At 62.1% G+C, this 22,795-nt stretch carries 22 protein-coding genes; 14 read left to right on the forward strand and 8 right to left on the reverse strand.

Going from position 1 to position 22,795, the window contains the following annotated elements; translation table 11 throughout:
* The first annotated feature begins 94 nt into the window (after window positions 1-94).
* The 5 genes from IPK09_00330 to IPK09_00350 all read left to right on the forward strand — a co-directional run bounded on the left by IPK09_00330 (window position 95) and on the right by IPK09_00350 (window position 4,538).
* Window positions 95-940: a hypothetical protein gene (locus IPK09_00330; protein MBK7982061.1), complete on the forward strand. Its 846-nt coding sequence runs from the start codon at window positions 95-97 to the stop codon at window positions 938-940.
* A 50-nt stretch (window positions 941-990) separates the two neighbouring features.
* Window positions 991-1,701 carry an ABC transporter ATP-binding protein gene (locus tag IPK09_00335; protein MBK7982062.1) on the forward strand — a complete coding sequence of 237 codons (711 nt, stop codon included), beginning with the start codon at window positions 991-993 and terminating at the stop codon, window positions 1,699-1,701.
* Window positions 1,698-2,561 (forward strand): DMT family transporter, encoded by an 864-nt coding sequence (locus IPK09_00340; protein MBK7982063.1) that lies wholly within the window; start codon window positions 1,698-1,700, stop codon window positions 2,559-2,561. Before IPK09_00335 ends, IPK09_00340 begins: the two co-directional genes overlap by 4 nt.
* 66 nt (window positions 2,562-2,627) lie before the next feature.
* Window positions 2,628-3,998, forward strand: coding sequence for an adenylosuccinate lyase (gene purB / locus IPK09_00345; protein ID MBK7982064.1), 1,371 nt, complete (start codon window positions 2,628-2,630; stop codon window positions 3,996-3,998).
* Window positions 3,999-4,028: 30 nt separating this feature from the next.
* Complete coding sequence (locus IPK09_00350; protein ID MBK7982065.1) at window positions 4,029-4,538, forward strand: hypothetical protein; 510 nt, start codon at window positions 4,029-4,031, stop codon at window positions 4,536-4,538.
* Here IPK09_00350 and IPK09_00355 read toward each other — a convergent pair.
* A complete protein-coding gene (locus IPK09_00355) occupies window positions 4,535-5,149 on the reverse strand; it encodes an NUDIX domain-containing protein (protein ID MBK7982066.1) in 615 nt (204 codons plus the stop codon). The two genes, IPK09_00350 and IPK09_00355, sit on opposite strands and share 4 nt — an antisense overlap.
* Before the next feature lie 74 nt (window positions 5,150-5,223).
* On the opposite strand from IPK09_00355, the gene IPK09_00360 reads away from it, so the two are divergent.
* A complete protein-coding gene (locus IPK09_00360; protein MBK7982067.1) occupies window positions 5,224-5,712 on the forward strand; it encodes a hypothetical protein in 489 nt (162 codons plus the stop codon).
* Between the two features lie 37 nt (window positions 5,713-5,749).
* Here IPK09_00360 and IPK09_00365 read toward each other — a convergent pair whose 3' ends face one another.
* Together IPK09_00365 and IPK09_00370 are read right to left on the reverse strand one after the other, a co-directional pair.
* Window positions 5,750-6,574, reverse strand: coding sequence for a zinc-dependent peptidase (locus IPK09_00365; protein ID MBK7982068.1), 825 nt, complete (start codon window positions 6,572-6,574; stop codon window positions 5,750-5,752).
* A 37-nt stretch (window positions 6,575-6,611) separates the two neighbouring features.
* A complete protein-coding gene (locus IPK09_00370; protein ID MBK7982069.1) occupies window positions 6,612-6,854 on the reverse strand; it encodes a hypothetical protein in 243 nt (80 codons plus the stop codon).
* A gap of 261 nt (window positions 6,855-7,115) precedes the next feature.
* On the opposite strand from IPK09_00370, the gene IPK09_00375 reads away from it, so the two are divergent.
* The 5 genes from IPK09_00375 to IPK09_00395 all read left to right on the forward strand — a co-directional run bounded on the left by IPK09_00375 (window position 7,116) and on the right by IPK09_00395 (window position 13,601).
* Window positions 7,116-9,656: a PAS domain S-box protein gene (locus IPK09_00375; GenBank protein ID MBK7982070.1), complete on the forward strand. Its 2,541-nt coding sequence runs from the start codon at window positions 7,116-7,118 to the stop codon at window positions 9,654-9,656.
* A 116-nt stretch (window positions 9,657-9,772) separates the two neighbouring features.
* On the forward strand, window positions 9,773-10,537 hold the full coding sequence (locus tag IPK09_00380) for a helix-turn-helix transcriptional regulator (GenBank protein MBK7982071.1): 765 nt from the start codon (window positions 9,773-9,775) through the stop codon (window positions 10,535-10,537).
* 14 nt (window positions 10,538-10,551) lie between these two features.
* On the forward strand, window positions 10,552-11,340 hold the full coding sequence (locus IPK09_00385; GenBank protein ID MBK7982072.1) for a TatD family hydrolase: 789 nt from the start codon (window positions 10,552-10,554) through the stop codon (window positions 11,338-11,340).
* A complete protein-coding gene (locus IPK09_00390) occupies window positions 11,315-12,109 on the forward strand; it encodes a ThiF family adenylyltransferase (GenBank protein ID MBK7982073.1) in 795 nt (264 codons plus the stop codon). The genes IPK09_00385 and IPK09_00390 overlap by 26 nt, the downstream gene beginning before the upstream one ends.
* Before the next feature lie 289 nt (window positions 12,110-12,398).
* Window positions 12,399-13,601: a nitronate monooxygenase gene (locus IPK09_00395; protein MBK7982074.1), complete on the forward strand. Its 1,203-nt coding sequence runs from the start codon at window positions 12,399-12,401 to the stop codon at window positions 13,599-13,601.
* Here the strand turns inward: IPK09_00395 and ampD are convergent.
* From ampD to IPK09_00410, 3 genes are all read right to left on the reverse strand, one after another.
* Window positions 13,594-14,157, reverse strand: coding sequence for a 1,6-anhydro-N-acetylmuramyl-L-alanine amidase AmpD (ampD, locus tag IPK09_00400; GenBank protein ID MBK7982075.1), 564 nt, complete (start codon window positions 14,155-14,157; stop codon window positions 13,594-13,596). The genes IPK09_00395 and ampD overlap by 8 nt on opposite strands.
* A 6-nt stretch (window positions 14,158-14,163) precedes the next feature.
* Window positions 14,164-16,656, reverse strand: coding sequence for an EAL domain-containing protein (locus tag IPK09_00405; protein MBK7982076.1), 2,493 nt, complete (start codon window positions 16,654-16,656; stop codon window positions 14,164-14,166).
* A 315-nt stretch (window positions 16,657-16,971) separates the two neighbouring features.
* The gene (locus IPK09_00410) at window positions 16,972-17,991 is read right to left on the reverse strand and encodes a class 1 fructose-bisphosphatase (GenBank protein ID MBK7982077.1); all 1,020 of its coding nucleotides are present in this window, start codon (window positions 17,989-17,991) and stop codon (window positions 16,972-16,974) included.
* A gap of 192 nt (window positions 17,992-18,183) precedes the next feature.
* Here IPK09_00410 and IPK09_00415 point away from each other — a divergent pair, with 192 nt between their 5' ends.
* Window positions 18,184-18,531, forward strand: coding sequence for a phasin family protein (locus IPK09_00415; GenBank protein ID MBK7982078.1), 348 nt, complete (start codon window positions 18,184-18,186; stop codon window positions 18,529-18,531).
* Window positions 18,532-18,642: 111 nt separating this feature from the next.
* On the forward strand, window positions 18,643-19,347 hold the full coding sequence (locus IPK09_00420) for a sel1 repeat family protein (GenBank protein ID MBK7982079.1): 705 nt from the start codon (window positions 18,643-18,645) through the stop codon (window positions 19,345-19,347).
* Between the two features lie 8 nt (window positions 19,348-19,355).
* Here IPK09_00420 and IPK09_00425 read toward each other — a convergent pair whose 3' ends face one another.
* Window positions 19,356-19,739, reverse strand: a complete 384-nt coding sequence (locus IPK09_00425; GenBank protein ID MBK7982080.1) for a SirB2 family protein — start codon at window positions 19,737-19,739, stop codon at window positions 19,356-19,358.
* 81 nt (window positions 19,740-19,820) lie between these two features.
* Here IPK09_00425 and IPK09_00430 point away from each other — a divergent pair, with 81 nt between their 5' ends.
* A complete protein-coding gene (locus IPK09_00430; GenBank protein ID MBK7982081.1) occupies window positions 19,821-20,222 on the forward strand; it encodes a DUF4280 domain-containing protein in 402 nt (133 codons plus the stop codon).
* On the opposite strand, the gene hrpB is transcribed toward IPK09_00430, so the two are convergent.
* Entirely contained in the window at window positions 20,203-22,734 is a 2,532-nt protein-coding gene (gene hrpB, locus IPK09_00435) for an ATP-dependent helicase HrpB (protein MBK7982082.1), read from the reverse strand. The genes IPK09_00430 and hrpB overlap by 20 nt on opposite strands.
* Window positions 22,735-22,795: the final 61 nt, after the last annotated feature.

Here is a 22,795-nt window from a genome sequence, read left to right on the forward strand (position 1 = left end):
AAGAGGGAGTCCGCAGTGACTTGCGGCTCTCTCTTTCCTAAAATGGAGGAATGAAACGGCCACCTCCTGTCTGTTGGATGGCTGAAGGCTCCTGATGGGCCAGAAAGACATCATCTCCAAAAGTATCCTCAAGCGCCTCTTGTTGGATATGGCCGTCTACCTGTTCAAACTGGAACTGGTGGACGCCGAACTGCTGTCGACCGAAGAACAGCGCATTGAAGACCGTCGCTCCGATCTGGTGGCGAGAGTCACTCCGGTTCAAGGCGAGCCATTCATCCTGCATTTGGAAATCCAAAACACCAACGACGACCAGATGCCGGCGCGGATGCTGCGCTACTTGGCCGACATTCAATTAGCCTATCCCGGCAAGCGGGTTCATCAATGCTTGGTGTATATCGGGGCCGGGCGTTTGGCCATGGCGGCGGGTTTGGAAAGCCCGCAATTGCATTATCGTTACGAAATGCTCGACATGCGGGACATCGACTACCGCACGCTGTACGATAGTCAAAGCCCGGACGCGCTGGTGCTGGCGGTACTGGGCGACTTCGGTGGCGACGACCCCCAAGATGTCGTGGTGCGCCTGCTGACCAAATTGCGATCGCTGGCGGGGCAGGATGAAGGACGCTTGCGGGAGTATCTGCAAATGCTGGAGGTTTTGGCCGACAACCGCTGCCTCGGCGTCAATATCCAGGAGGCTTACGACATGCTACAGATCGACCTCGAACGTCTGCCAAGCTATCAAAAAGGCATGGAAAAGGGCATGGAAAAGGGCATGGAAAAGGGTATGGAAAAGGGCATGGAAAAGGGTATGAAGCAAGGCGAGCGCCGTAAGGCCTTGCAAGTTGCGCGCGAACTGCTGGCGCTAAACTTTTCCACGGATCAGATCGGCGCCATCACCAAGCTGTCATCAGTTGAAATACAACAGTTGAAAGAAGGCTAAGACAAGATCCGCCTGCGTTCATAAACCGACGCGATCCGATTGAAGCCGCCATGCTCCTCGAAGCCGAAAATCTCTACGTTCGCTACGGCAACGTTCAAGCGTTGCACGGCATCAACCTGCACGTCCGACAAGGCGAAATCGTCACCATTCTCGGGGCGAATGGGGCGGGTAAGACGACCACCCTGCGCGCCATCAGCGGTTTGCTGCGACCGGCGCAGGGGGAAATCCGCTTCGAGTCGCGACCGATCCACCAATTGCCCGCCCATCGGCTGGTGGCCATGGGCATCGCGCAGTCGCCGGAAGGCCGGCGCGTGTTCGGGACGCTCACCGTTCGGGAAAACCTCAATCTTGGCGCTTTCAGTCGAACCGACAAGACGCAAGTCGCCAAGACCTTGCGCTGGATTCACGATCTATTTCCAGTGCTGGCGCAGCGGAGCGACCAACTGGCTGGAACGTTGAGCGGCGGCGAGCAGCAAATGCTGGCCATCGGCCGCGCGCTGATGGCCAACCCACGGATTTTGTTGCTCGACGAACCCAGCCTCGGCCTCGCGCCGCTGCTGGTGAAGGCGATCTTTCAGACCCTGTGGGAAATCAACGAAGCCGGTGTGACCATCGTGCTGGTCGAGCAGAACGCCCGCGCCGCGTTGAAACTGGCGCATCGGGGCTATGTGATGGAAGTCGGCCGGATCGTCCTGGAAGACCGCGCCGAGGCCTTGTTGGCCAATCCCGAAGTTCGCAATGCTTATCTGGGCGGCGGATGAGCACGGCGCCCGATCCACAGGTCGCCGCAACCGACATTGCCATCGATCCCGCCCATCGCCGCGCTGTGTTGATGCTGCTGGCGACGGCGCTGCTGTGGAGTTTGGGTGGCCTGCTGATCAAATGGGTCGACTGGAATCCGCTGGCCATCGCCGGGATGCGCAGCCTGATCGGCGCGGCGGTCATCGGGTTCATCTTTCGCAAGGCGTTGCGCTTTACCGGTTCGTTCGAGCAGATCGGCGCGGCGCTGGCCTACGCCGGCACGGTGGTCTTGTTCGTCGTCGCCAACAAGCTGACCACCGCCGCCAATGCCATCCTGTTGCAATACACCGCGCCGTTTTACGTCATTCTGTTCAGTCCGTGGTTTCTGGGCGAACGAGCCAGCCGCCGCGACTGGCTGAGTCTGGCGATGATCGTGGTCGGAATGCTGTTGTTCTTCGGCGATGAACTGAGTTTGGAAGGTTATCTCGGCAACGGGGTGGCGCTGGCCAGCGGTTTCTGTTTCGCTTGGCTGACGCTGTTTTTGCGTCGTCACCGCGAAGAATCGCCGATTTCAGCCTTGGTGTTGGGCAATCTTTTAGCCGGTTTGATCGGCTTGCCCTTCATGTTTCAGTCGCTGCCGGACGCCAGTAGCTGGGTTGGCTTATTGCTGCTTGGAGCGGTGCAACTGGGGTTGCCCTACGTGATGTACTCGCTGGCTTTGCGCCATGTGCGGGCGGTCGAGGGCATTCTGATTCCGATGATCGAGCCGGTGCTGAATCCGGTTTGGGTGTTCCTGCTGCTGGGCGAAACGCCGGGACCGCTGGCGCTGTTTGGCGGAGCGATCATCTTGGGCGCGGTAATGTTTCGGGCGGTACGATAGACGCTAGAATAAGGGCGACCAACGATTTCAAGACGCCGTGCCGTAACCCACATGCAGGATTATTTCATGGAACTCACCGCCCTGACCGCGCTTTCACCCATCGACGGTCGCTATGCCGACAAGACCGCCGAGCTAAGGCCGATTTTCAGTGAGTACGGCTTGATCCGCCACCGGGTGCTGGTGGAGGTGCGCTGGTTGCAAGCCTTGGCCCGCCATCCTGAGATCCCGGAAGTGCCACCGTTGAGCGCAGGCGCCATTCAGGCGCTTGAAGGGTTGCTGGAAAACTTCGGTTCCGCCGACGCCCAACGGGTCAAGGCTATCGAACGCAGCACCAACCACGACGTGAAAGCCATCGAATATTTTCTCAAGGAGAAAATCGCCGGCAACGCCGAACTGGAAGCGGTCAGCGAGTTCATCCATTTCGCTTGTACCTCTGAAGACATCAACAATCTGGCCTACGCGCTGATGCTGCGCGAGGGACGCCGCCAAATTCTGTTGCCGCAACTGGATGGCTTGCTCGACGCCATCACCGGGCTGGCCCAGCAACAGGCCGATCGGCCGATGTTGGCGCGCACCCACGGCCAGCCGGCTTCACCGACCACGCTCGGCAAGGAAATGGCCAATGTCGCCTATCGGTTGAAGCGGCAGCGGGCGCAACTGGCGACGGTGCCGTTGCTGGGCAAGCTCAACGGTGCGGTCGGCAATTACAACGCCCATTTGTCAGCTTATCCAGACGTGGACTGGGAAGATTTCGCCCGGCGTTTCGTCACCGAGGATCTGGGGCTGGACTGGAATCCCTACACCGTTCAGATCGAGCCGCACGATTACATGGCGGAATTTTTCCACGCGCTGATGCGCGCCAACACCGTGCTGCTGGATTTCTGCCGGGACGTCTGGAGCTATATCGCCATCGGCTATTTCCGGCAAAAAACCGTGGCCGGTGAAGTGGGCTCCTCGACCATGCCGCATAAGGTCAATCCCATCGATTTTGAGAATGCGGAGGGTAACCTCGGCCTCGCCAATGCTTTGCTCGATCATCTGGCGGCCAAGCTGCCGATTTCGCGCTGGCAGCGCGATCTGACCGACTCGACCGTGCTGCGCAGCCTTGGCGTCGGGCTGGCGCATTCGCTGGTGGCTTATCAGTCCTGTTTGAAGGGCATCGGCAAGCTGGAAGCGAACGCGGCGGCGCTGGAGGCTGATCTGGAGGCGAATTGGGAAGTGCTGGCCGAGCCGATCCAGACCGTAATGCGCCGCTACGGTCTGGAGCAGCCCTACGAACAGCTCAAGGCGCTCACTCGGGGTCAGCGGATCGAGCGGGAGACGTTGCGGGCGTTCATCGCCGATCTGGCTATTCCCGATGAGGCCAAACAGCGGCTGCTGGCGTTGACGCCGGCCAGCTATACCGGCAATGCCGCCGCCCAGGCGCGTAAACTATGATCCGGCCTTTCCGAACGCGAGGTGACGGTGATGGCGGACGCTAACCAACGCTTGACGATAACGACGCTCGACGGGGTGGACGACAGCCGCCGCGCCGTGTTGGATTTGCTCGATGGAATGCGGCGCACCTTGTATCTGTACACACCGCTGCTAAGGCCGGAACTCTACAACGATACCGAAGTGCTTTCCGCCATACGAACCTGTGTGGTCAACCAGCCTAAAGTGCGCCTGCAACTGGTGCTGCCACCCGCGCGGGACTGGCGCAACGGCTGTCCGGGCTTGGTGCGGCTGGGCGAACGGCTGACGTCCGCGCTGGTCCTGCGCACCCCGAACCGGCACGAATTACCGGACCGGCCGGAATTGGGGCAAGCCTTCATGATCGCCGATGAGCGGGCGCTGCTGCGTTTCAGCGATCCGCGCCGCCTGGCAGGCGTTTATGAGCCGCAACCAAGCGAGCGCATGAAGGAATTGCTGGAGCTGTTTCGCGAGGTCTGGAACCGCTCGCAAGCCGATCCCGATTTGCGCTGGTTGGGCGTTTAAACCGCGCCGTTGCCCCAACGTTCCAGCAGCTTCGACCGATTCAGTTCGAGCCATTGCAGGGCGATGATCGGAGCGGCGGAGTTGATGCGTCCGGCCCGCAACAAATCCAGCGCTTCGGCGCGAGACACGACTCGCACCCGAATATCTTCGTGCTCGGAGGCGAGCCCGTGTACGCCGCTGGTGACGCTTGCGGCATCGACCCGGCCGCAAAACAGGGTGATGCTCTCCGAGGTGCCGCCCGGACTGACCAGATAACGGCAGATCGGCGCCAGTTCCAGCGGCACGCAGCCGGCTTCCTCCAAGGTTTCGCGCCGGGCTACCTCCTCGGCGGTTTCGGCGGGATCGTCCATGATGCCGGCGACGATTTCCAAAAGCCACGGGCCGACCGGGTAATCTAGCGCCCCGATTCGGAATTGCTCTAGCAGGACTACCTGATCGGTGCCAGGGTCATAGAGCAGCACCGCGACGGCGTGGCCGCGCTCCAGACACTCGCGGCTCATTTCGCCGCTCCAGCCGCCGGCGAACAGTTCGTGGCGCAGCCGGTATTTTTCCATGCGGAAAAAGCCGCTGTAGCAAATGGATTTATCGAGCACTTCAAATTGATAATTCATCGGCGCTTCCCGCGGGGAGTAAAGAGAATGGACAGATCGGCCGCCCATTGTAATCGGGTGTGGAGGGTCGGCGCATGACGCCCCGGTTGCCGAAGCGAATAACCTTGCGCCCGTGGCTTGAGCTTGCCCTGGTGTTGCTGTTGGTGGCTTGCTCGCGCCCACCTTCGCCCGAAACCGAAGTCCGGGCGCTGATCGCCGCCGCGGTCACCGCCGCCGAGGAGCGCAACGTCCGCGATCTGCGAGCCTTGATCGCGGAGGATTATGCCGACCCGCGCGGGCTCGACCGCAAGGCGGTCGAAAACCTGATCCGGCTGTATGTTCTGCGCCAGCAATCCATCCATCTGTTCACCCGAGTTCGCCACATCGAATTTCCCGAATCAGAACGGGCGTTGGCGAGCGTGGTGGCGGCCATGGCCGGCAAGCCCGTGCAGGACGCCGGCGCGTTGGTGGGATTGGATGCCGATCTGTACCGCTTCGAGCTGGAATTGGTCCGCTATGGCCGCAATGACTGGCGGGTGCGCAGCGCGGACTGGGAGCCGGCTCGGCTGGACGATTTTTGGTAGTGAAACGCTTCCGCTCAAAAAGTCTGGCCCTCAGCTTTCATTCGTTCGCAAGGGCTGAGTCCGCCAGCGTGAGCGCGAGCCGCTGGTTTCCGCGATCCGGCAGCCGCGTGAGCGGGTCTTGTCGGTAAAAGGCTTGGAGCTGCTGATAAACAGCGGGGTAAATTTCACTGACCAGCACCGGCGTTTCGAAGAAGGCTTCGCTGATCAGGGCGAAAAATTCGCCGGGGCTTTCGGCCGCGTAGGGGTCCAGCACGGTCGGTTGGCCTCGGTCCACTTCCCGGCACAGCCGCCGATAAGCGGCGTTGAAGGCGCGGCTCCAGTCCTCCACCGCCATGTTTCGGTGCAGCGGCGGCAAACCGTTGACCTCCCCGTTTAACATATCCAGCTTGTGGGCCATTTCGTGAACGACCACGTTCAGTCCCGGTTCGTCGCGGGTGTCGGCGATGTCGGCCCAGGACAGAATCACCGGGCCGCGTTCCCAGGCTTCGCCGATCAGCGGGCGGTGGACGCTGTGGACCAAGCCGAGCGGATCGGTATATTCATGACGGGCGAGAAACCCTTCGGGATAAAGGATGACCGACCGCCAGCCCCGGTAATACTCCAGCCCCAAATTGAGGATCGGCAGGCAGGCTTGAGCGGCGATGAGCGGCCCCATTTCCGGCGAGAGCGTCAGTCCGCCGGCGGGTTCCAGCGCTTTCTCAGCCAGAAACAGGCTCGCTAGCTCGCGCAGCCGTTCCAGCTCTATCGAACTCAAACCCGCCAGCAACGGCAAGCCGGCAACTGTCGCCCGCCACTGGGCGTCGGGAATGCGGGCGCGCGCCAGCCGTCGGCGGCGCAGCCAGTTTTTTAAGGTTGCCAACATGAAGATCGGCACTCGCGTTCGGGTGGTGATCGAGCGCTTACTCGATCCGTTCGCCGCGCGCCTTGGCTTCCCGCACCCGCGCCAGATAGCGGTCCGACCAGCGCGCCAGGGCATAGATGGGATAACCGATCACCATAACCGCCAGCAAAATGAAGACGATCAGAGCCACGGCTTTGGGCAGTCGCCCCCACCAGTGATTGACGAAATACACCAATCCCCAACCCAGCAAACCGGTGATGCCGAGCGCAGCCACGATAGGAAAGACGTCATCGCGTCGCATGAGAACCTCGCTTGAAAAAGAAAATCGCTTTATAAAACATTAGTCTTCCCATCCGGGTTGCGATGGCCGACGTGCAAGAGCCGCCCGATCCGCCCGATCCCCGCTGTCCGTCGGACTTGACCTATACTGTAATTTGAACGGCTTGAAAAAGTCTGTTTGATCGCTGTCATGGCGCTCGCTATTTCCGCTAAAGCTCTATAGCCCTATTATTTACAGTTAAATTAACCGATAGGCTTCCGATTTAAAGCGATTTCAGCTTTCATGAAACATTCGTTCTTTCTGGCTGTTTTGTACCTGATGATTGCGGCGATCTGGGTGGTCGGCGCCGATCAACTGATCCTCTGGTTGAGCCTCGATCCGGCGGCCAGCGCGCGTCTGCAAACGCTCAAGGACTGGACCTTTGTCGTTGTGACGGCCCTGCTGTTGTATTGTTTGCTCCGGTCGCCGGAAAGCGAAAAACACTTTGAAGCCCGCTTTGAACGCTCCGCGCGCACCGACTGGCTACCGGCCCTTTTATTCTTGTTGTTGGTCGTGGTAACCGTCATACCGGGCGTGCTGGCTTATCATGAGCATGAGGTCGCCCGTCATTTTGGCCAAGCGGCGATCGATGCGCGGTTGTTGGCGTGGTTCAGCTTCATGCTGTTGTTCGCGCTGGTCGCCGGCACGACGGGCATCCTGTTTTGGTGGCGCGGCACCAAGACGCGGTTTTTGGTGGAACGCTTGCGCGGCGATCTGGAGCGGGCCGCGTTATGCCATCGTTTCGAAGTCTTGCTGCGGCAATCCCTGGATGTGGTCGTGCTCTTGGATGAGGACGGCACCATCATCGAAGTCAACGACCGCGTTCGGGACTACTACGGTCGCACGCCCGAACAATTGCGCGGCCGTCACGTTCGAGAGCTGCGCTATCCAGATTGCCAAGAAGCATTGACCGAGGATTACCGCCACGTCGCCCAAACCGGTGGCGCCATTTTCGAAAGATTGCATTCGCGCCAGGATGGTACTCCGTTTCCGGTGGAAATCAGCGCACGCCCCATCAGCGATCAAGGCCAGCGCTATTTCCAATCGGTCGTTCGGGATATTTCCCAACGCAAGCAGACCGAAGCCGTGCTGGCTGCCCAGGAACTGCGTTTTCGCGCCACCTTCGAACAGGCGGCGGTCGGCATGGCCCACGTCGCGCCCGAAGGGCGTTGGTTGCTGGTGAACGATTGCCTGTGTGCGCTCTTGGGGTACTCACGTGAGGAGCTGCTGCAAAAAACCTTTCAGGAAATCACCCATCCCGATGATCTGGAAAAAGATATTTGGGTGTCCGAGCAGCTGCTGACGGGCCAGATCCAAACCTATTCGATGGAAAAGCGCTATCTGCACCAGAGCGGGACCATCGTTTGGGTCAACCTTACGGTGTCGCTGCTACGGACCGCCGAAAATCGGCCGAATTACTTCATTGTGGTGATCGACGATATCACTCCCCGCAAACGCATCGAGCGGCGCCTGGCCCGGATCAGCCGTTTCTATGCGGCGCTGAGCTTGACCAACCAAATCATTCTCCGCCAAGACCATACCGCGGATCAGTTGTACGAGGAAGTCTGCCGGATCGCGGTGAAATGCGGCGAACTCAAAGGGGCCTGGATCGGCCTGCTGGACTCGGCGACCCACCAACTTCGAGTGGCGGCGGCTTTCGGCGAGTTGCGCGGTCGGTTGGTGTCGCTAGGAGAGCCGATTCAGGAAGGCTCCGCGTTGCCCTACCAGCCGGCGCGCATGGTTTTAAGTAACGGCGCGCGCTGGCTCGACAACGATCTGCTCCAAAATCGGAACGAAGAAACCGATTGGCAAATCCTGGTGGCGACCACCGGCGTGCGTTCGTGCGCCGCCTTTCCGCTAAAGCGCGCGGGCGCGGTTATCGGCGCGTTCAGCCTCTATGCGTCCGAGCCGGAGTTCTTCGACCCCGAGCTGATCGAATTGCTGGACAGCATGGCGGCCGATGTCTCCTTTGCCCTCGACAATCTGGACCGGGAAGAACGGCGCCAGCGCGCGGAGGACGCCTTGCGGGACGGCGAGGCTTGCTACCGGACGCTGTTCGAGGCGCATCCGGTTCCGATGTGGGTCTACGATGTGGCGACTTTGCGGTTTCTGGCGGTAAACGATGCCGCTGTCGGTCAATACGGTTACAGCCGCGAGGAATTTCTGGACATGAGCATCGCTGATATCCGTCCCAAGGCGGATGTCGGGCGCTTGCTCGACCATATAGCCCGGACCAGGAAAAGCCGGGATTGGTCGGGGTTCTGGAAGCACCGCCGACAGGATGGCACGGTGATCGATGTCCACACCACGTCTCACCTCATCGATTGGGGCGGCTGTCGCGCTCGGGTCGTCCTGGTCCAGCAAGTGACCGAGCCGCGGCCGGTCCAGCAGGAACCGACGCTGGCCGCCGTCGGCGAACAGCGCGCCGAGGGCATTCTGATCAGCGACCGGCAGAATCATATCCTGACGGTCAACCGCGCCTTTACCGAGATGACCGGCTACCCTCTGGACGAGATACGGGGACACAATCCACGGGTGCTAGCCTCGGGGCGCCACGATCGGAATTTTTTTCGGGTGATGTGGGAGTCGCTGGGGCGGCAAGGACACTGGCAGGGGGAAATCATCAACCGTCGCAAGAACGGCGAACTCTATCCCGAGTGGTTGAGGATCACCGCGTTGCGCGACACCGAAAATCAGATCAGCCATTACATCGCCATCTTCAACGACCTCTCGGTGCGTAAGACTAAGGCGCCGCTAGAAAATCACCGCAAACGGTCCCACTAGTCGCGCGAAGCCTGGCGGATAAACTGGTCAGGCGCGCGCGCGCGCACTACACTTTAAAAATTCTGCTGTTCATTTGATGGTTCGTGCTCCAGTAAGCGTATTCAGAAGGCAAACCCTTGAGCAAGCTTTATATTTGGCAGCATCGCGCTTTTTTCATGGGATACCTGCCGGACATCGCCGAACATCGGCTGGGCGCCGCCGCCTTGTGCGTGGGGATCGACCGGCCGTTTCAGGTTCTGGAAAGTGAGGGCAATCTTTGGCGCGAAGGCCGCAGCGTGCTGGTGCCTCCAGGCTGCCTTCATGAAATTCGAGTGGGCGGGGCCATCTTGGCGATCCTGTTCGTCGAGCCGGAAAGCGACGATTATGTGGCCCTCAAGGACGCAATGTCGGATGGCGAATGGCAATGCCTGTACGGTTTGAAGGAGGAAGCCACCGTGTTGGCCGCGCTGGACGAGGTCTGGCGCCAACAGCCAGATGCCGCTACGATCCGTGGCGTGCTCGATTGCTGGGTTCCGGCACCGGACCCCGGCCAACACCAGCCGTTGGACAGCCGAATTCAGCGGGTCATCGAGCTGATGAAAGAGGATTTGAACCGCAGCCAATCCTTGAGCGAGCTCGCCGATTGCGTGAGTCTGTCGCCCACGCGCTTGGTACATTTGTTCAAGGACGAAGTTGGCGTGCCGATCCGGCGCTTCCGGCAGTGGCGGCGGATGCGAGAGGTGGCGGCCCGAATCGTCCGGGGAGAGACCTTGACCGATGCGGCCTTGAGCGCGGGTTTCGCCGATTCCTCGCATTTCAGCCGGGCCTTTCGCAATATGTTCGGGATCACGCCGTCCTCGATCTTCGGGCGCGCCGCCAACGTGCACATCGTGATCGCCTGAGCGTGCGACCGATGCTGGCGTTGATCGACAGCCACAATCATTTCGACGATGTCCGTTTCGATCCCGACCGCGCCGAGGCCTTCGAACGGGCGCGCGCCGCCGGCGTGAACGCGCAAGTGTTGGCGGCGGTCAGCGCTCGATTGTGGCCGAAGCTCAAGACCGTCGCGGCCTGTTATCCCGAGGTATACGCCAGCTACGGTCTGCACCCCGCTTATCTCGCGGAACACCGTCAGGAGCATCTCGACGATCTGGCCGACTGGCTGGCGCGAGAGCGTCCGATAGCGGTGGGTGAGTGCGGTCTGGACTATTACCTGCCCGACCTCGATCCCGCCCGTCAGGCCGATTACTTTAGCGATCAGTTGCGGCTGGCGCGGCGCCATGATTTGCCGGCGATCATCCACGCCCGCCACGCGGTCGACCAGGTCATCAAATTCATCCGGCGTTTTCCGGGGGTGCGCGGCGTGGTGCACAGTTTTTCCGGTAGCCGGGAACAGGCTCGCCGCTTGCTGGATCTGGGCATCCTGCTCGGCTTCGGCGGACCGCTGACCTATCCGCGCGCCAACCGACTGCGCGGTTTGATCCGCTACCTGCCGCTGGATGGCTTCATGCTGGAAACCGATGCGCCCGACCAGCCACCGAGCGGCCATCGCGGCGCGCGCAACGAACCGGCTTTTTTAACCGAGGTGCTGGCGTGCGTGGCCGAACTGCGCGGAGTCGATCCGGTGAAAATCGCCGCCGCCACCAGCGCCAACGCCCGCCGGTTGTTCGGAATCGTCGATGGCTCACCCGCACGCCCGCACTGAAATTCTGATCGGGGTCGAGGGGTTGGAACGGCTGCGGGCCGCCCGCGTGCTGGTCGCCGGCTTGGGCGGGGTCGGCGGTCATGCGGCCGAAGCCTTGGGCCGCGCTGGTATCGGTCACTTGAGCTTGCTGGATTACGACGCCGTAGCGCCATCCAATCTCAACCGGCAGTTGCTGGCCTTGCATTCCACCCTCGGCCAGCCGAAAGTCGAATTGATGGCGGCCCGCTTGCGGGATATCGACCCCACTCTGGAGCTGAAGCTGATCGCTGAGTTTTTGCGGCCGGAGGCCGCCGAGGGGTTGGTTAGGGTGGGACGCTACGATTTCGTCGCCGACTGTATCGACAGCATCGCTTGCAAGGCGGCGCTGGTGGCGGCGTGCCAGCATCAGGGCGTGCCAGTGATTTCGGCCCTCGGTGCGGGCAATTGTTTGGAGGTAAGCCGAGTGCGGCTGGCGCGATTGGAACAGACCCAGGTTTGTCCGCTGGCGCGCGAGCTGCGCCGCCGCCTGCGGCAAGCGGGCGCGACGCTCGACTACCCGGTGATCTACAGCGACGAACCGCGCCGGCGGCCTTTAGGCCATCAACCCGTTGCGGGTGAGGCGCTGGGGCGGCCGCGCGCGGTGAACGGCACGATCTCCTACCTGCCCGCTCTATTCGGCATCATGCTGGCGGGGTTTATCGTGCGTCGGCTGCTGGGGGAGGCGGTCGGAAAGCCAGCGGACGCTGGGACGTTCGCTGCGGCCTTCAATGGCGATTTTGAGCCGGACTGAAGCGGCTGAAGAGCCGGATGGTCAAATGGCCCATCCTTCCGCGCGCCGGACGTTCGCTGAGCGCGCGGCTTGAGCGTCTCTGATCAAGGCCAGCGCGGGCATCGGCCGTTGGGTTGCGCTGGATGGGAGAAGCCTGCTACCCTCAAAAAAGTACTGTCGGCCGCCGCCGCGATCCAACCCATTCCGTAATGCCTCCCGCCGTTGGAGCAACTAAAGAGCGCGCCACGCGCTCGACCTTTTCAGCCGTTTATTCCGCAGCAATACTGCCACTATCGAGTTCCAAACCAACATGAACTGGCCGAACACCGCGCTGACCGAGCGCCTCGATATTCGTTATCCGATCCTCCAAGCGCCCATGACCGGCGGTCCTGGCACGCCGCGGCTGGCGGCGGCGGTGTCTGAGGCTGGCGGCCTCGGGGCGCTGTCGGGCAGCTGTCTGCAACCGGAGCAATTGCGGAAGGCTATCGCCGAGGTACGGGCGCTGACCGACCGGCCGTTCGCGGTCAGTTTGGCCGCTAGCCCGCCGGCTAGAGTCGATGAGAAGCGCATCGCCCGCGCCCGCCAGTTGTTGGCCCCGTATCGCGCCGAACTGGGATTGCCTGTGGAAACGGCCGCGCCGCCCAATCCACCGGATTTCCTCGGACAACTGGAGGTCGTGCTGGAAGAGAAGATTCCGGCGTTGAGCTTGATTTTCGGTGTGCCGGACGCCGCTTGCCTGGATCTGGCGCGGGATGCCGGCCTCGCGATTCTGGGCACCGCAACCCATCTGCTGGAGGCGATCGTCCTGGAAGAAAGCGGCGTGGATTTCATCGTCGCCCAAGGCGCCGAGGCGGGCGGCCATCGCGGAACATTCATCGGCCAGCCCGAGCAAGGGTTGGTCGGCACCTTGTCCTTGGTGCCGTTGTTGGCCAAGCACGTCCGAGTTCCCATCATCGCGGCCGGCGGCATCATGGACGGACGTGGCATCGCCGCCGCGCGGATGCTGGGCGCCGTCGGCGTGCAAATGGGGACCGCCTTTCTGGCCTGCCCGGAAAGTGGCGCCCATCCCGCCTATAAGGCGTTGTTGAGCCAAGGTAACGAGATCGCCACGACCTTGAGCCGGGTTTTCACCGGTCGCTGCGGGCGGGTGCTGCGCAACCGGCTGGTCAGCGAACTGCGGGCGCACGAGCATGAGCTACCGGGCTTTCCGCTGCAATGGTTTCTCACCCAGGAACTGGGTCAAGTCGCCGCCGAGCGGGGCAAGACCGATTTCATGGCGTTGTGGGCGGGTCAGGGCTGCCATCTGTGCGAGGACCGACCCGCGGCCGAATTGGTGGTGCTGTGGGCGGACCAGGTCGCCGCTTTATTGGCCAGCGAAATGAAGCCGGAGTCCGTACCCGTCTCGACCGACCCCGTTACTCCAGAGCCGTCGGCGCCAGAACAGCCCGATTTGGCGGATAGCAACTCCGACTGGGCTGACCACCACCGCTACGATTCGGCCGCCATCAACTGACGGTGTTCTCGCCCAACAGCCGATGCAGGCGGTTCCAGTCAAACGCGGGACCCGGATCGGTCTTGCGGCCCGGCGCGATGTCGGAATGCCCCGCCAAGCGATCCGGCTGAAGGGTGGGATAGGCCAGCCGCAGCGCCGCAATCACCGCCGCCAACCGACGGTATTGGCGGTCTTCGTAGGGGAGGTCGTCGGTCCCTTCCAATTCGATGCCGACGCTGAAATCGTTGCAGCGGCCGCGGCCGGCGTAGGACGACTCGCCCGCGTGCCAGGCCCGGCGGTGGAACGGGACGTATTGCACCAACTCGCCGGTGCGACGGATCAGCAGATGCGTCGATACCCGCAAGTCCGCGATGGTCTGAAAATAGGGATGAGCGGCCGGATCGAGCGCGTTGGCGAACAAGGCGTCGATCCAGGGGCCGCCGAAGACGCCGGGCGGCAGACTGATCCCGTGAACGACGAGCAACTCGACCGCTGCGCCCTCCGGTCGGTCGTCGCAGTTGGGCGAAGGCAGAAACCGGGCCGCGTCCAGCAAGCCCGTGGCCGGGTCGACGCGCATCACCGCTTACAGCACGACCCGCTCGAAATCGAAGCTCATGTCGGTATGGGGTCGCTGCAACAGGAAGCCCTGGACGTAATCGATGCCGCATGACCACAACACCGGCAGCGTGGTGTTGTCCTCAATGCCGGTAAGGATGGTGGTCACGCCTTGGGTGGCGAGCTTGCGAGCCAACGCGGCCAGCTCTTGCTGGCGGGCTTTGTCGTTGTGCAAATCCTGCGCGTAGCGGCCGTCCAGCTTCACGTAATCGATCTTTAACGCCTGCACGAGCGCTTGCGCCCGTTCGTGACCGCTGAAGTGATCCAGGGAAAGGCCGCACCCCAGCTCCTTGAGACGCCGCAGAAACGGCAGCAGCGTCTGTCGGTTGACCTCGGCGGTGGTTTCGGCCAGTTCGAACACCAGGCTGGAGGCCGGAACCTCGGTTTTGAGCAAACCGCTTTGCAGCCAGTTGAACAGCTCCTCATCTTGCAGGATCGTGGGAGAGATGTTGATGAACAGGATCGCCGCGCGCCCGTGCGCCCGGCGGTCGCGCAACAAGCGAATCGAATGGGCGATGACCCAGCGGTCGAGCACCATGCCGATACGGTGGCGCTTGACCAAGCCGAAAATGGTTTCCGGCAGCAGCTCCCAGCCGTCGCGGTTGCGCATCCGCAGCAGGACTTCGTAGCGTTCCGTGGTGTCGCCGCGCAGGCTGACGATGGGCTGAAACAGCAGGTTCATCCGCTGCTGCTGCACGGCCTCGCGAACTTCTTCCAACAGCTTGCGCTGGCGCGGGTTGTCCGCCTCCTGATCGGTGGCGTGGGTGTGGTGAACGTGGATGCGGGTATCCTTGCTGTCCCGCGCCATCCCGCAGGCCAGGTCGGCTTGCTGGATCAGCAGGGCGGCCTCCGGTTTGGCCGGATCGGCGATGCTGATGCCGATGCTGATGCGCAGTTGAAAGTCGCCGTTGTGAAGCCGGTAAGGATCGGTTTCCAGGCTCGCTTGCACGGCGCGGGCGCTGGCGATCAGCGCTTCCTGACTGGTAAAGCCCAACAGCACCGTGAAGATGGCATCGCCGAACCGGGCCGCGATCGGATCGATGCCCAAGGTGGCTTGCAGGCGCTTGGCCGCGTGTTCGATGATCTCGTCGGCCGCCGCCGCGTCCAGGCTCTCGATGGCGCGCAGGTTGTTCAAGGTCACGAGCATGACCGCCACCGGTTGGGTGTTGGCGGTGGTGGCGACCAGAACGCGATCCAAGCGAGTGAGAAAATACGGGCGGTTGTACAAGCCGCTCACGGTATCCCGATTGCTGAGCTGGCTGAACTTGCGATACAGGCCGCGCCCCTGACGCAGCCGTTTGGTGACGGCCGCGAACAACAGTTCCTGGTTCAAAGGCTTGCCGAGCAACACTTCGCCGCTCAAACCGGCGACGGTCAAACGCTGGGCGATGTCGGGTTGCGCCGACAGCAGAATCAGGGGCGTTTCCCGAAACTGCTCGTGTTGCTGGGTGGCTTGCGCCAGCATCAAGCCGTCGGTTTCCTTCAAATCGAGGCTCATGACCAACAAGCTGGGATGGAAGTTGCGCAGCGCTTGCAGGATTTGCAGCGGCTGAGCCAGCACTTGGGTCACCATGTTACGGCTTTCCAGCCAGCGGGCCATCTCGCGGGCGGACGGCAGGGTGTCATCGACGATCAGAATGCGGTGGCTGGACCGGCCCAGGAGCCGTTCGTCCAGCGTTTCCACCAGCATCGGCACGTCCACCGGCTTGATGAAATAGCCAGACCCGCCCGCCTCCACCGCTTCAAGCCGGGCGGTGATATCGCCGCGGTCGGCCAGGAACAGGATCGGCGCATCCGAGGGCAGCAGTTGTCGCAGGGCGCTGATTTGTTGCAGGATGGCTTGGTTGTCGGTCGAGAAATCCAGGTCGATGACCAACGCGAGGGGTTGCTGGGATTCGGCCAGCATCTGCCGGACTTCGGCCAGGCCGGCGCACAGCCGGACCTGAAAGCCGCCGCGTTGTTCGAGCTTGCGCGCCAGTTCGCTCATGGATTCGGGCGCCATCAACCAAACGGTGGCCTCCAAAGCCGCCGTTTGCGTGTTGCCCGTCAACGGCAGCCATTCCTCTTCTTTTTCCCACTTGGAAAATAAGGGGGTGGTGAAGCCTTCAGCCAGCTGGTTGGGACCCGGTTCGGCGTTCTGCGCCGGAGCGTCGCCCTCGATCGCCGGTAGCGACCGGCAGAGCGCATCGACCACGGCGATCAACCGTTCTCGTTGCGCGCCCTTGGGCAACTCACCCTTGTCGAGGCACTCACCGATCTGTTCTTCAAGTCGCGCGGCCAACAAGACGAGCTTTTGGTACTCGGGCCGCGGCCGGGCCAGGGCGAGCAATTCCTGGGTCGCGCGCTGTAACAGCACGAAAAACTCGCGACTCCATTTGATGTAAACCAGCTTTTCGGCCAAATCATCGATGCGCTGAATTTTGGCGGCGAGCGGTTCGTTACGGACAGGTTTCAATTCCATGGAGAATCTTCTCACGGGTGTAGCAGTGAAATTCTAAAGAATAGTAACTCGTGAGCCTAAGTTAATTCAACAAGTATTTGATTTCTATGGATCAGTAGAACCAAGACCAACGGATGGCGCTAAGGCGTTGGTTTTGCTCGCATGTGTTGGACGCGCCGGCGGATTGCGGGGTTGCGACGGCGGGTTAGGAAAAAGGCGATGCGACAAGAATACACATCCCGCGCATCGCGCCTGATCGGCTGATAGTGTTTAGTTCAAGTCTTAAAAGCGTTGGGGGTCTATTAGCAGCGAAAACGAAACAGTATGAAAGTGAGCTTACTGCGCTTCGAGATGATAAGACACGATTCGCTCGACTTCATTCTTGGAACCCAAGATGACCGGGCAGCGCTGGTGCAGGCTGGTGGGCTGCAATTCCATAATGCGCTGGGTGCCGGTGGAGGCCGAGCCACCGGCTTGTTCCACGATGAAGCTCATCGGATTGGCCTCATACATCAGGCGCAGCTTGCCCTCTTGGTTCTTGGCCCGCAGCTTGCGGTCGGTCGGATACAGGAACACGCCACCCTGACACAGAACCCGGTGGACATCGGCGATCATCGCCCCGGCCCAGCGCATGTTGAAGTCCTTGCCGCGGGGGCCTTCCTTGCCGGCCAGACATTCGTCGATATAACGGCGCACCGGCGGATCCCAGAAGCGGGTATAAGCCGCGTTGATCGAGAAATCCTTGGTTTGCTCGGGAATCTTCATGTTGGGATTGGTCAGGATGTATTCGCCGATGCGCTGGTCCAGCGTGAAACCGTTGACGCCGTGTCCGGTGGTCAGCACCATCATCGACGAGGGTCCGTACAATGCGTAACCGGCGCACACCTGGCGGTCGCCGGGCTGTAGAAAATCATCCTCGTTGGGTTCGCCTTGAGCGTCCTTGGAACGGCGAAGGATGGAAAAGATGGTGCCGACCGCGCCGTTGACGTCAGTGTTGGAGGAGCCGTCCAATGGATCGAAGACCAGCAGATACTTCCCGCGTGGATATTGAGGGGGCAGGTGATAGACGTCGCTCATTTCTTCCGACGCCAAGGCGGCGACGTGACCGGCCCATTCATTGCGTTTGATGAAGAGATTGTTGGAAATGACATCCAGTTTTTTCTGGGTTTCGCCTTGAATGTTGTCGGTGTCGGCGGTGCCCAACACCCCGACCAGGCTGCCGTAGCGCACGGCGCTGGAAATGGCCTTGCAGGCGATGACGACATCGTTGACCAGCGCGGTGAAGTCGCCGGAAACGCCCTTGATCAACCGTTGTTCTTCGATAATGAATTCAGTGATGGTCGTACCGATAGGCATTGTAGTTATTCCTGTGTTGTGCGAAGCGGGCGGTGCGAGGCGTTGCATCACACCGGTCGAACCTGCGGTCATTATATCGATTCGGTACAAATAAATAATGGTTATTGAGAGATTTTGTGGCGATGCAGCATCGGCCTGATTGGGAGTATAATGTCTGGGTTTTCCACATGATCACGATAGCGGGAGGACAGCATGAACGACATGCCTAGCACGAGTTTTGAACCGATGAAACCGCTCGTCGCCGCGCTGGTGCGAACCAATCAAGCGCTGGTCGGGCAGTTTGAGAAGTGGGTCGAGCTACGCCTGGATAGCCTGAGAGCTTATGTGGATTTAGGATTGGCGCAGACTAAGATCGCGCTGATGACGACCGATGCGCAAAGCGCGAGCGAATTCGCCGACAGTCAGTTTGCGGTATTGAGCTTTGTCGGTTATCGCATGATGGAAGACGGGCGCGCGCTGGCCGACTGGGGAGGGGACTGTTTCGCGCAAACCAATCGCTTGGCGCGGGAGAATGCGTTGGGCTTGCTGTTCAAGGACTGATTCAAGGCGCGGTAGCGGCCCGGCCGGCGCTGCTGGCCGGACCGCCTTTTCTTAAAGCCGCCTTGCTTGGTTTTTCTTGACGGGTATCGCTTCCGAAACCGGGGATTTCCGTTGCCGATGTGGTTCAAGGCGCTGGTCTTTTTGCTGTTGCTCGGTGTGGCGCCGTCGGGCCGGGCGGATTATCTGGCGGGGATGCTGGCCTTTGCCAGAGGGGACTATCTGACCGCGCTGACGGAATGGCGGCTACCGGCCGAACAGGGTCAGACTGAGGCGCAATTCAATCTGGGCGTCTTGTATGACGGCGGCCTGGGCGTGGAACGAGATTACCGGCAGGCGGCCCGTTGGTACGAGCGGGCCGCCGAACAGGGCCACGCCAAGGCCCAGTTCAACTTGGCGGTGCTGTTCGCCAATGGGCTAGGGGTCGAGCGAAACATGGAGGAAGCCGCGCGCTGGTACCGGCAGGCGGCGATCCAGGATCAGATTGAAGCCCAGTTCAATCTGGGCGTGCTGTATGAAGATGGCACCGGAGTGGTGCAAAGCGATGTGGCCGCCGCGTACTGGTACCGGCTGGCCGCCTACCAGGGGCATACCATGGCGCAGAACAACCTCAGCATCCTGTATGCCAGCGGGCGGGGGATGCCTCAGGATCTGGTGGCTGCCTATGCGTGGTGCGCGCTGGCGGCGAAGCATCAAAATCTCAAGGCGCGCTCGAACCGCGACCGGCTCGCCGGGCGCCTGACCCCGCAACAATTAGCCGAAGGGGAACACATGGCTGCCGAGTTTGAAAAACGCTACCGGAGCTGGCCTCGGGACTGAGCGCCTCATCACCACGACCCAACGCCCAGCGGCGAGCGTGTCAAGGCGACGCTGACGATATAGCCAAAGACGAGCGAGGCGGCGACCAAGGCCGTGGCGCGAACGGCTTTGGTGGCGCCGCGCTTCAGGGCGATGCTGCCCAGCATGATGTAGGCGATCAATCCCAAAACCTTGGCGGTCAGCCAGCCCTGCACGAACGGATATTGGTGAAGGATCGCGACCAGCCCGAGAGCGCTCGCCAGCAGCACGGTGTCGATCGCGTGAGGTACGATTCGAACCCAACGCCGTTGTCGTTGCGGCGAGTCGACCAGCATCCAGAGCCCACGCAGTGCGAACAGGCCGAAACTCAAAACGACGGCGGTGATGTGCAGGTGTTTGAGGGCGAGATACATGGCGTGGATCTCCGGTGCTCGAAGCCGCTGTGCTCTATAGTTTGCCGAGGTATTCTGGCAGTCAATGCGCGGAGGTGAGTGATGTCCATGCACGTTTGTAACGGCGCCGTGTTGAAATGCATGTTCGCTGTGCCGCCGGGGATCAGTACGCTGGTCGTATTACCGCAAAACCGGACGATGACCGGCAGCCAGCCGGCGGCTAATATCATGGACAACAAGCCGATGGTCAACATCATGCCTTTCGGGATGTGCATATCGCCGACCAATCCGGCTTTCGTGGCGGCGACCGCGGCGGCTTTCGGGGTGCCGACGCCGGTTCCGTGCACGCCGCTGACGCCCGCGCCGTGGCTAACGGGAGCGCCGACGGTCATGCTGGGCAACCTGCCGGCGTTGAACAACACCTCCGTGCTGGCATGTACTCTCGGTCTTCCGGGGTGCATCACCATCCTGGCTCCGGGGCAGTTTACCGAGCAGATCCCTTGAACGGTCGCGCGCGTCGGGTCGGGACCGCCGTCCAGGGGTCGTCCGGCCAAGGGTGTTTGGGATAGCGGCCTTTCAGCTCCTTCTTCACTTCGGGATAGGTGCGCTCCCAGAAACCGCGCAAGTCCTGAGTGACCTGAATCGGTCGCTGAGCCGGCGATAGGAGATGCAGAGTCGCCGGAACCCGACCTTCGGCGACGCGAGGCGTGTCGGCCAGCCCGAACAGCTCCTGCAACTTCACCGCTAGCACCGGCGGTTCGCCCGGCTGGTAGCGCAGCCGGATTCGGGAGCCGCTGGGCACTGGCAGGTGGGTCGGAGCCAGCGCGTTCAGTCGAGCCCGCTGGTTCGGTTCGAGCAGACCAGCTAACCCCGCCGCCAAATCCAGCCGCTGCAAGTGCTCGCGCCGGGTGATGCCGTCCAGCCAGGGTTCCAGCCAGTCCGCCAGATGCTCGCTCAGCCATGCGTCGGATAAGTCGGGCCAGCCGTCGTGCGGAAACCAGTGTCGCAGCGACAGAAGCCGTGCCTGCCAGTCTCGCACTTCGACGGTCCACGGCAGGCTGTCGAGCCCCAGTTGGCGCACGCCCGCCAGCATCGCCCGCCGCAGCCGTTCGGGCGCGGGATCGCGCAACGGCGCGCTGGCCAACGCCAGCTCGCCCAACCGCCGTTCCCGACAGGCGCTGACCGCCGCCTGACGGTCGTCCCAATAGACCTCGTCGAAGGTTTGCAAGCGGGAGGCAAGCTGCTTTTCCAGATCGGTCGGTTCGACCGGCGCGGCCAACCAGATGCGACCTTCGCTGGTGCCGGCGTCCAGCTGCGCCGCGACCAGCCAATCATGCTTGCCGAGCGGATCGCCCGCCGCCAGCCGCGCGCCGCGGCCGTTGGCCAACCGGTAACGGCCGTTGCCGCCGTCGCGTTTTTTCGCGACCCGATCGGGATACGCCAGCGCCAGCAACAGGCCGACCGCAAGCGGTTCTGGCGCGGTTGGATCGTCCTCCACCAGCTTCAGCAACTGGCGCCAGCGCCGCGCCGCCTGTTCGATACGAGCGCAGGCGGACGGGTCGGCTCCCCAGCGGCTTGCCCCGTCGCGACCGTGCTGGCGAAAGGCGTTCAAAGCATCTAGCCGCACCGTGATATCGCTGCCAAAGGGATGCTCGCCGCGCAGCGGATCGCGCTCTTCCAAAAAGGCCGCCAGATCGGCGGCGGTTTTTCCCAGGCCGAGCGCCACGCCGCGCCAGAGCAAATGCGCCAGTCGCGGATGGGTCGGTAAGGCGGCCAGTTCCCGCCCGACCGGCGTGATGCAGCCCCGCGCATCCAGCGCAGCCAACTCGGTCAGCAGATCTCGCGCCTGGGCCAACGCGCCGGGTGGCGGTGGATCGAGCCAAGCCAGCATCAGCGCATCATTCGTCCCCCATTGCGCCAGTTCGAGCGCTAGCGGGGCCAGATCGGCTTCCAGGATTTCCGCGACCCGGCGCGGTCGTAACCGGGTTTGAGTGGCCTCGCTCCACAGCCGATAGCAGACGCCCGGTCCCAGCCGCCCGGCTCGTCCGGCCCGTTGCTCGGCGGCATCGGCCGAAACCCGCGCGGTTTCCAGGCGGGTCAAGCCGCTGCGGGGATCGAAGCGCGGCGCGCGGGTCCAGCCGGCATCGACGACCGCGCCGATTCCCTCAATGGTCAGGCTGGTTTCGGCGATTGAGGTCGCCAGGACGATCTTGCGCCGCCCGTGCGGATCGGGTTGGATCGCGCGCTGTTGGTCGGCATCGGGCAAATCACCGTACAGCGGGTGCAAAGATAGACTAAGGGGGGTGAATTCCGCTTGTAGCCGGCGTAGGGTCTGGCGAATTTCGCCGCCGCCCGGCAGGAAAACCAGCACATCGCCCGACTCCCGAGCCAAGGCGTCCAGCACGGCCCGAACCACGGCGTTGAGGTCGAGGCCGTCGGGATCGCGCGGCAGATAGCGCAACGTCACCGGATGGGCGCGCCCCTCGCTAGTGATGGGCGGCGCGCTTCCCAGCAACCGGGCGACCGCTTCGCCGTCTAGGGTGGCCGACATCACCAGCAGGCGCAGGTCTTCCCGCAGGCCACGCTGGCTGTCCAGGCACAGCGCCAGCGCCAGATCGGCGTGCAGGCTGCGCTCGTGGAATTCATCGAAGATCACCAAGCCCACGTCGTCCAGGTCCGGATCGCGCTGCAAGCGGCGAGTCAGGATACCTTCGGTCAACACCTCGATGCGGGTTTGCCGCGACATCCGGCTGTCGAAGCGCGTGCGATAACCGACGGTCTGGCCGAGGGGTTCGCTCAGTAAGGTCGCCATGCGCGCCGCCGCCGCTCGCGCCGCCAGCCGCCGTGGCTCCAGCAACAAAATGTTTTTGCCGGCCAACCACGGTGCGTGCAACAAGGCCAACGGGACTCGGGTGGTTTTTCCCGCGCCCGGTGGAGCTTGCAACACCAGGGCGGGACTGTCGTTCAAGGTGGCGATAATGGCCGGCAGCGCCGCTTCGATGGGTAGAGCCGCCATTCCGTCAGGCGAGGAGGGCTGGGTGGAGGTCACGGGTTGCGGGAAAAACCACGGGTGGTAA

The sequence above is a fragment of the Candidatus Competibacteraceae bacterium genome, from assembly GCA_016713505.1.
GTDB lineage: Bacteria > Pseudomonadota > Gammaproteobacteria > Competibacterales > Competibacteraceae > Competibacter_A.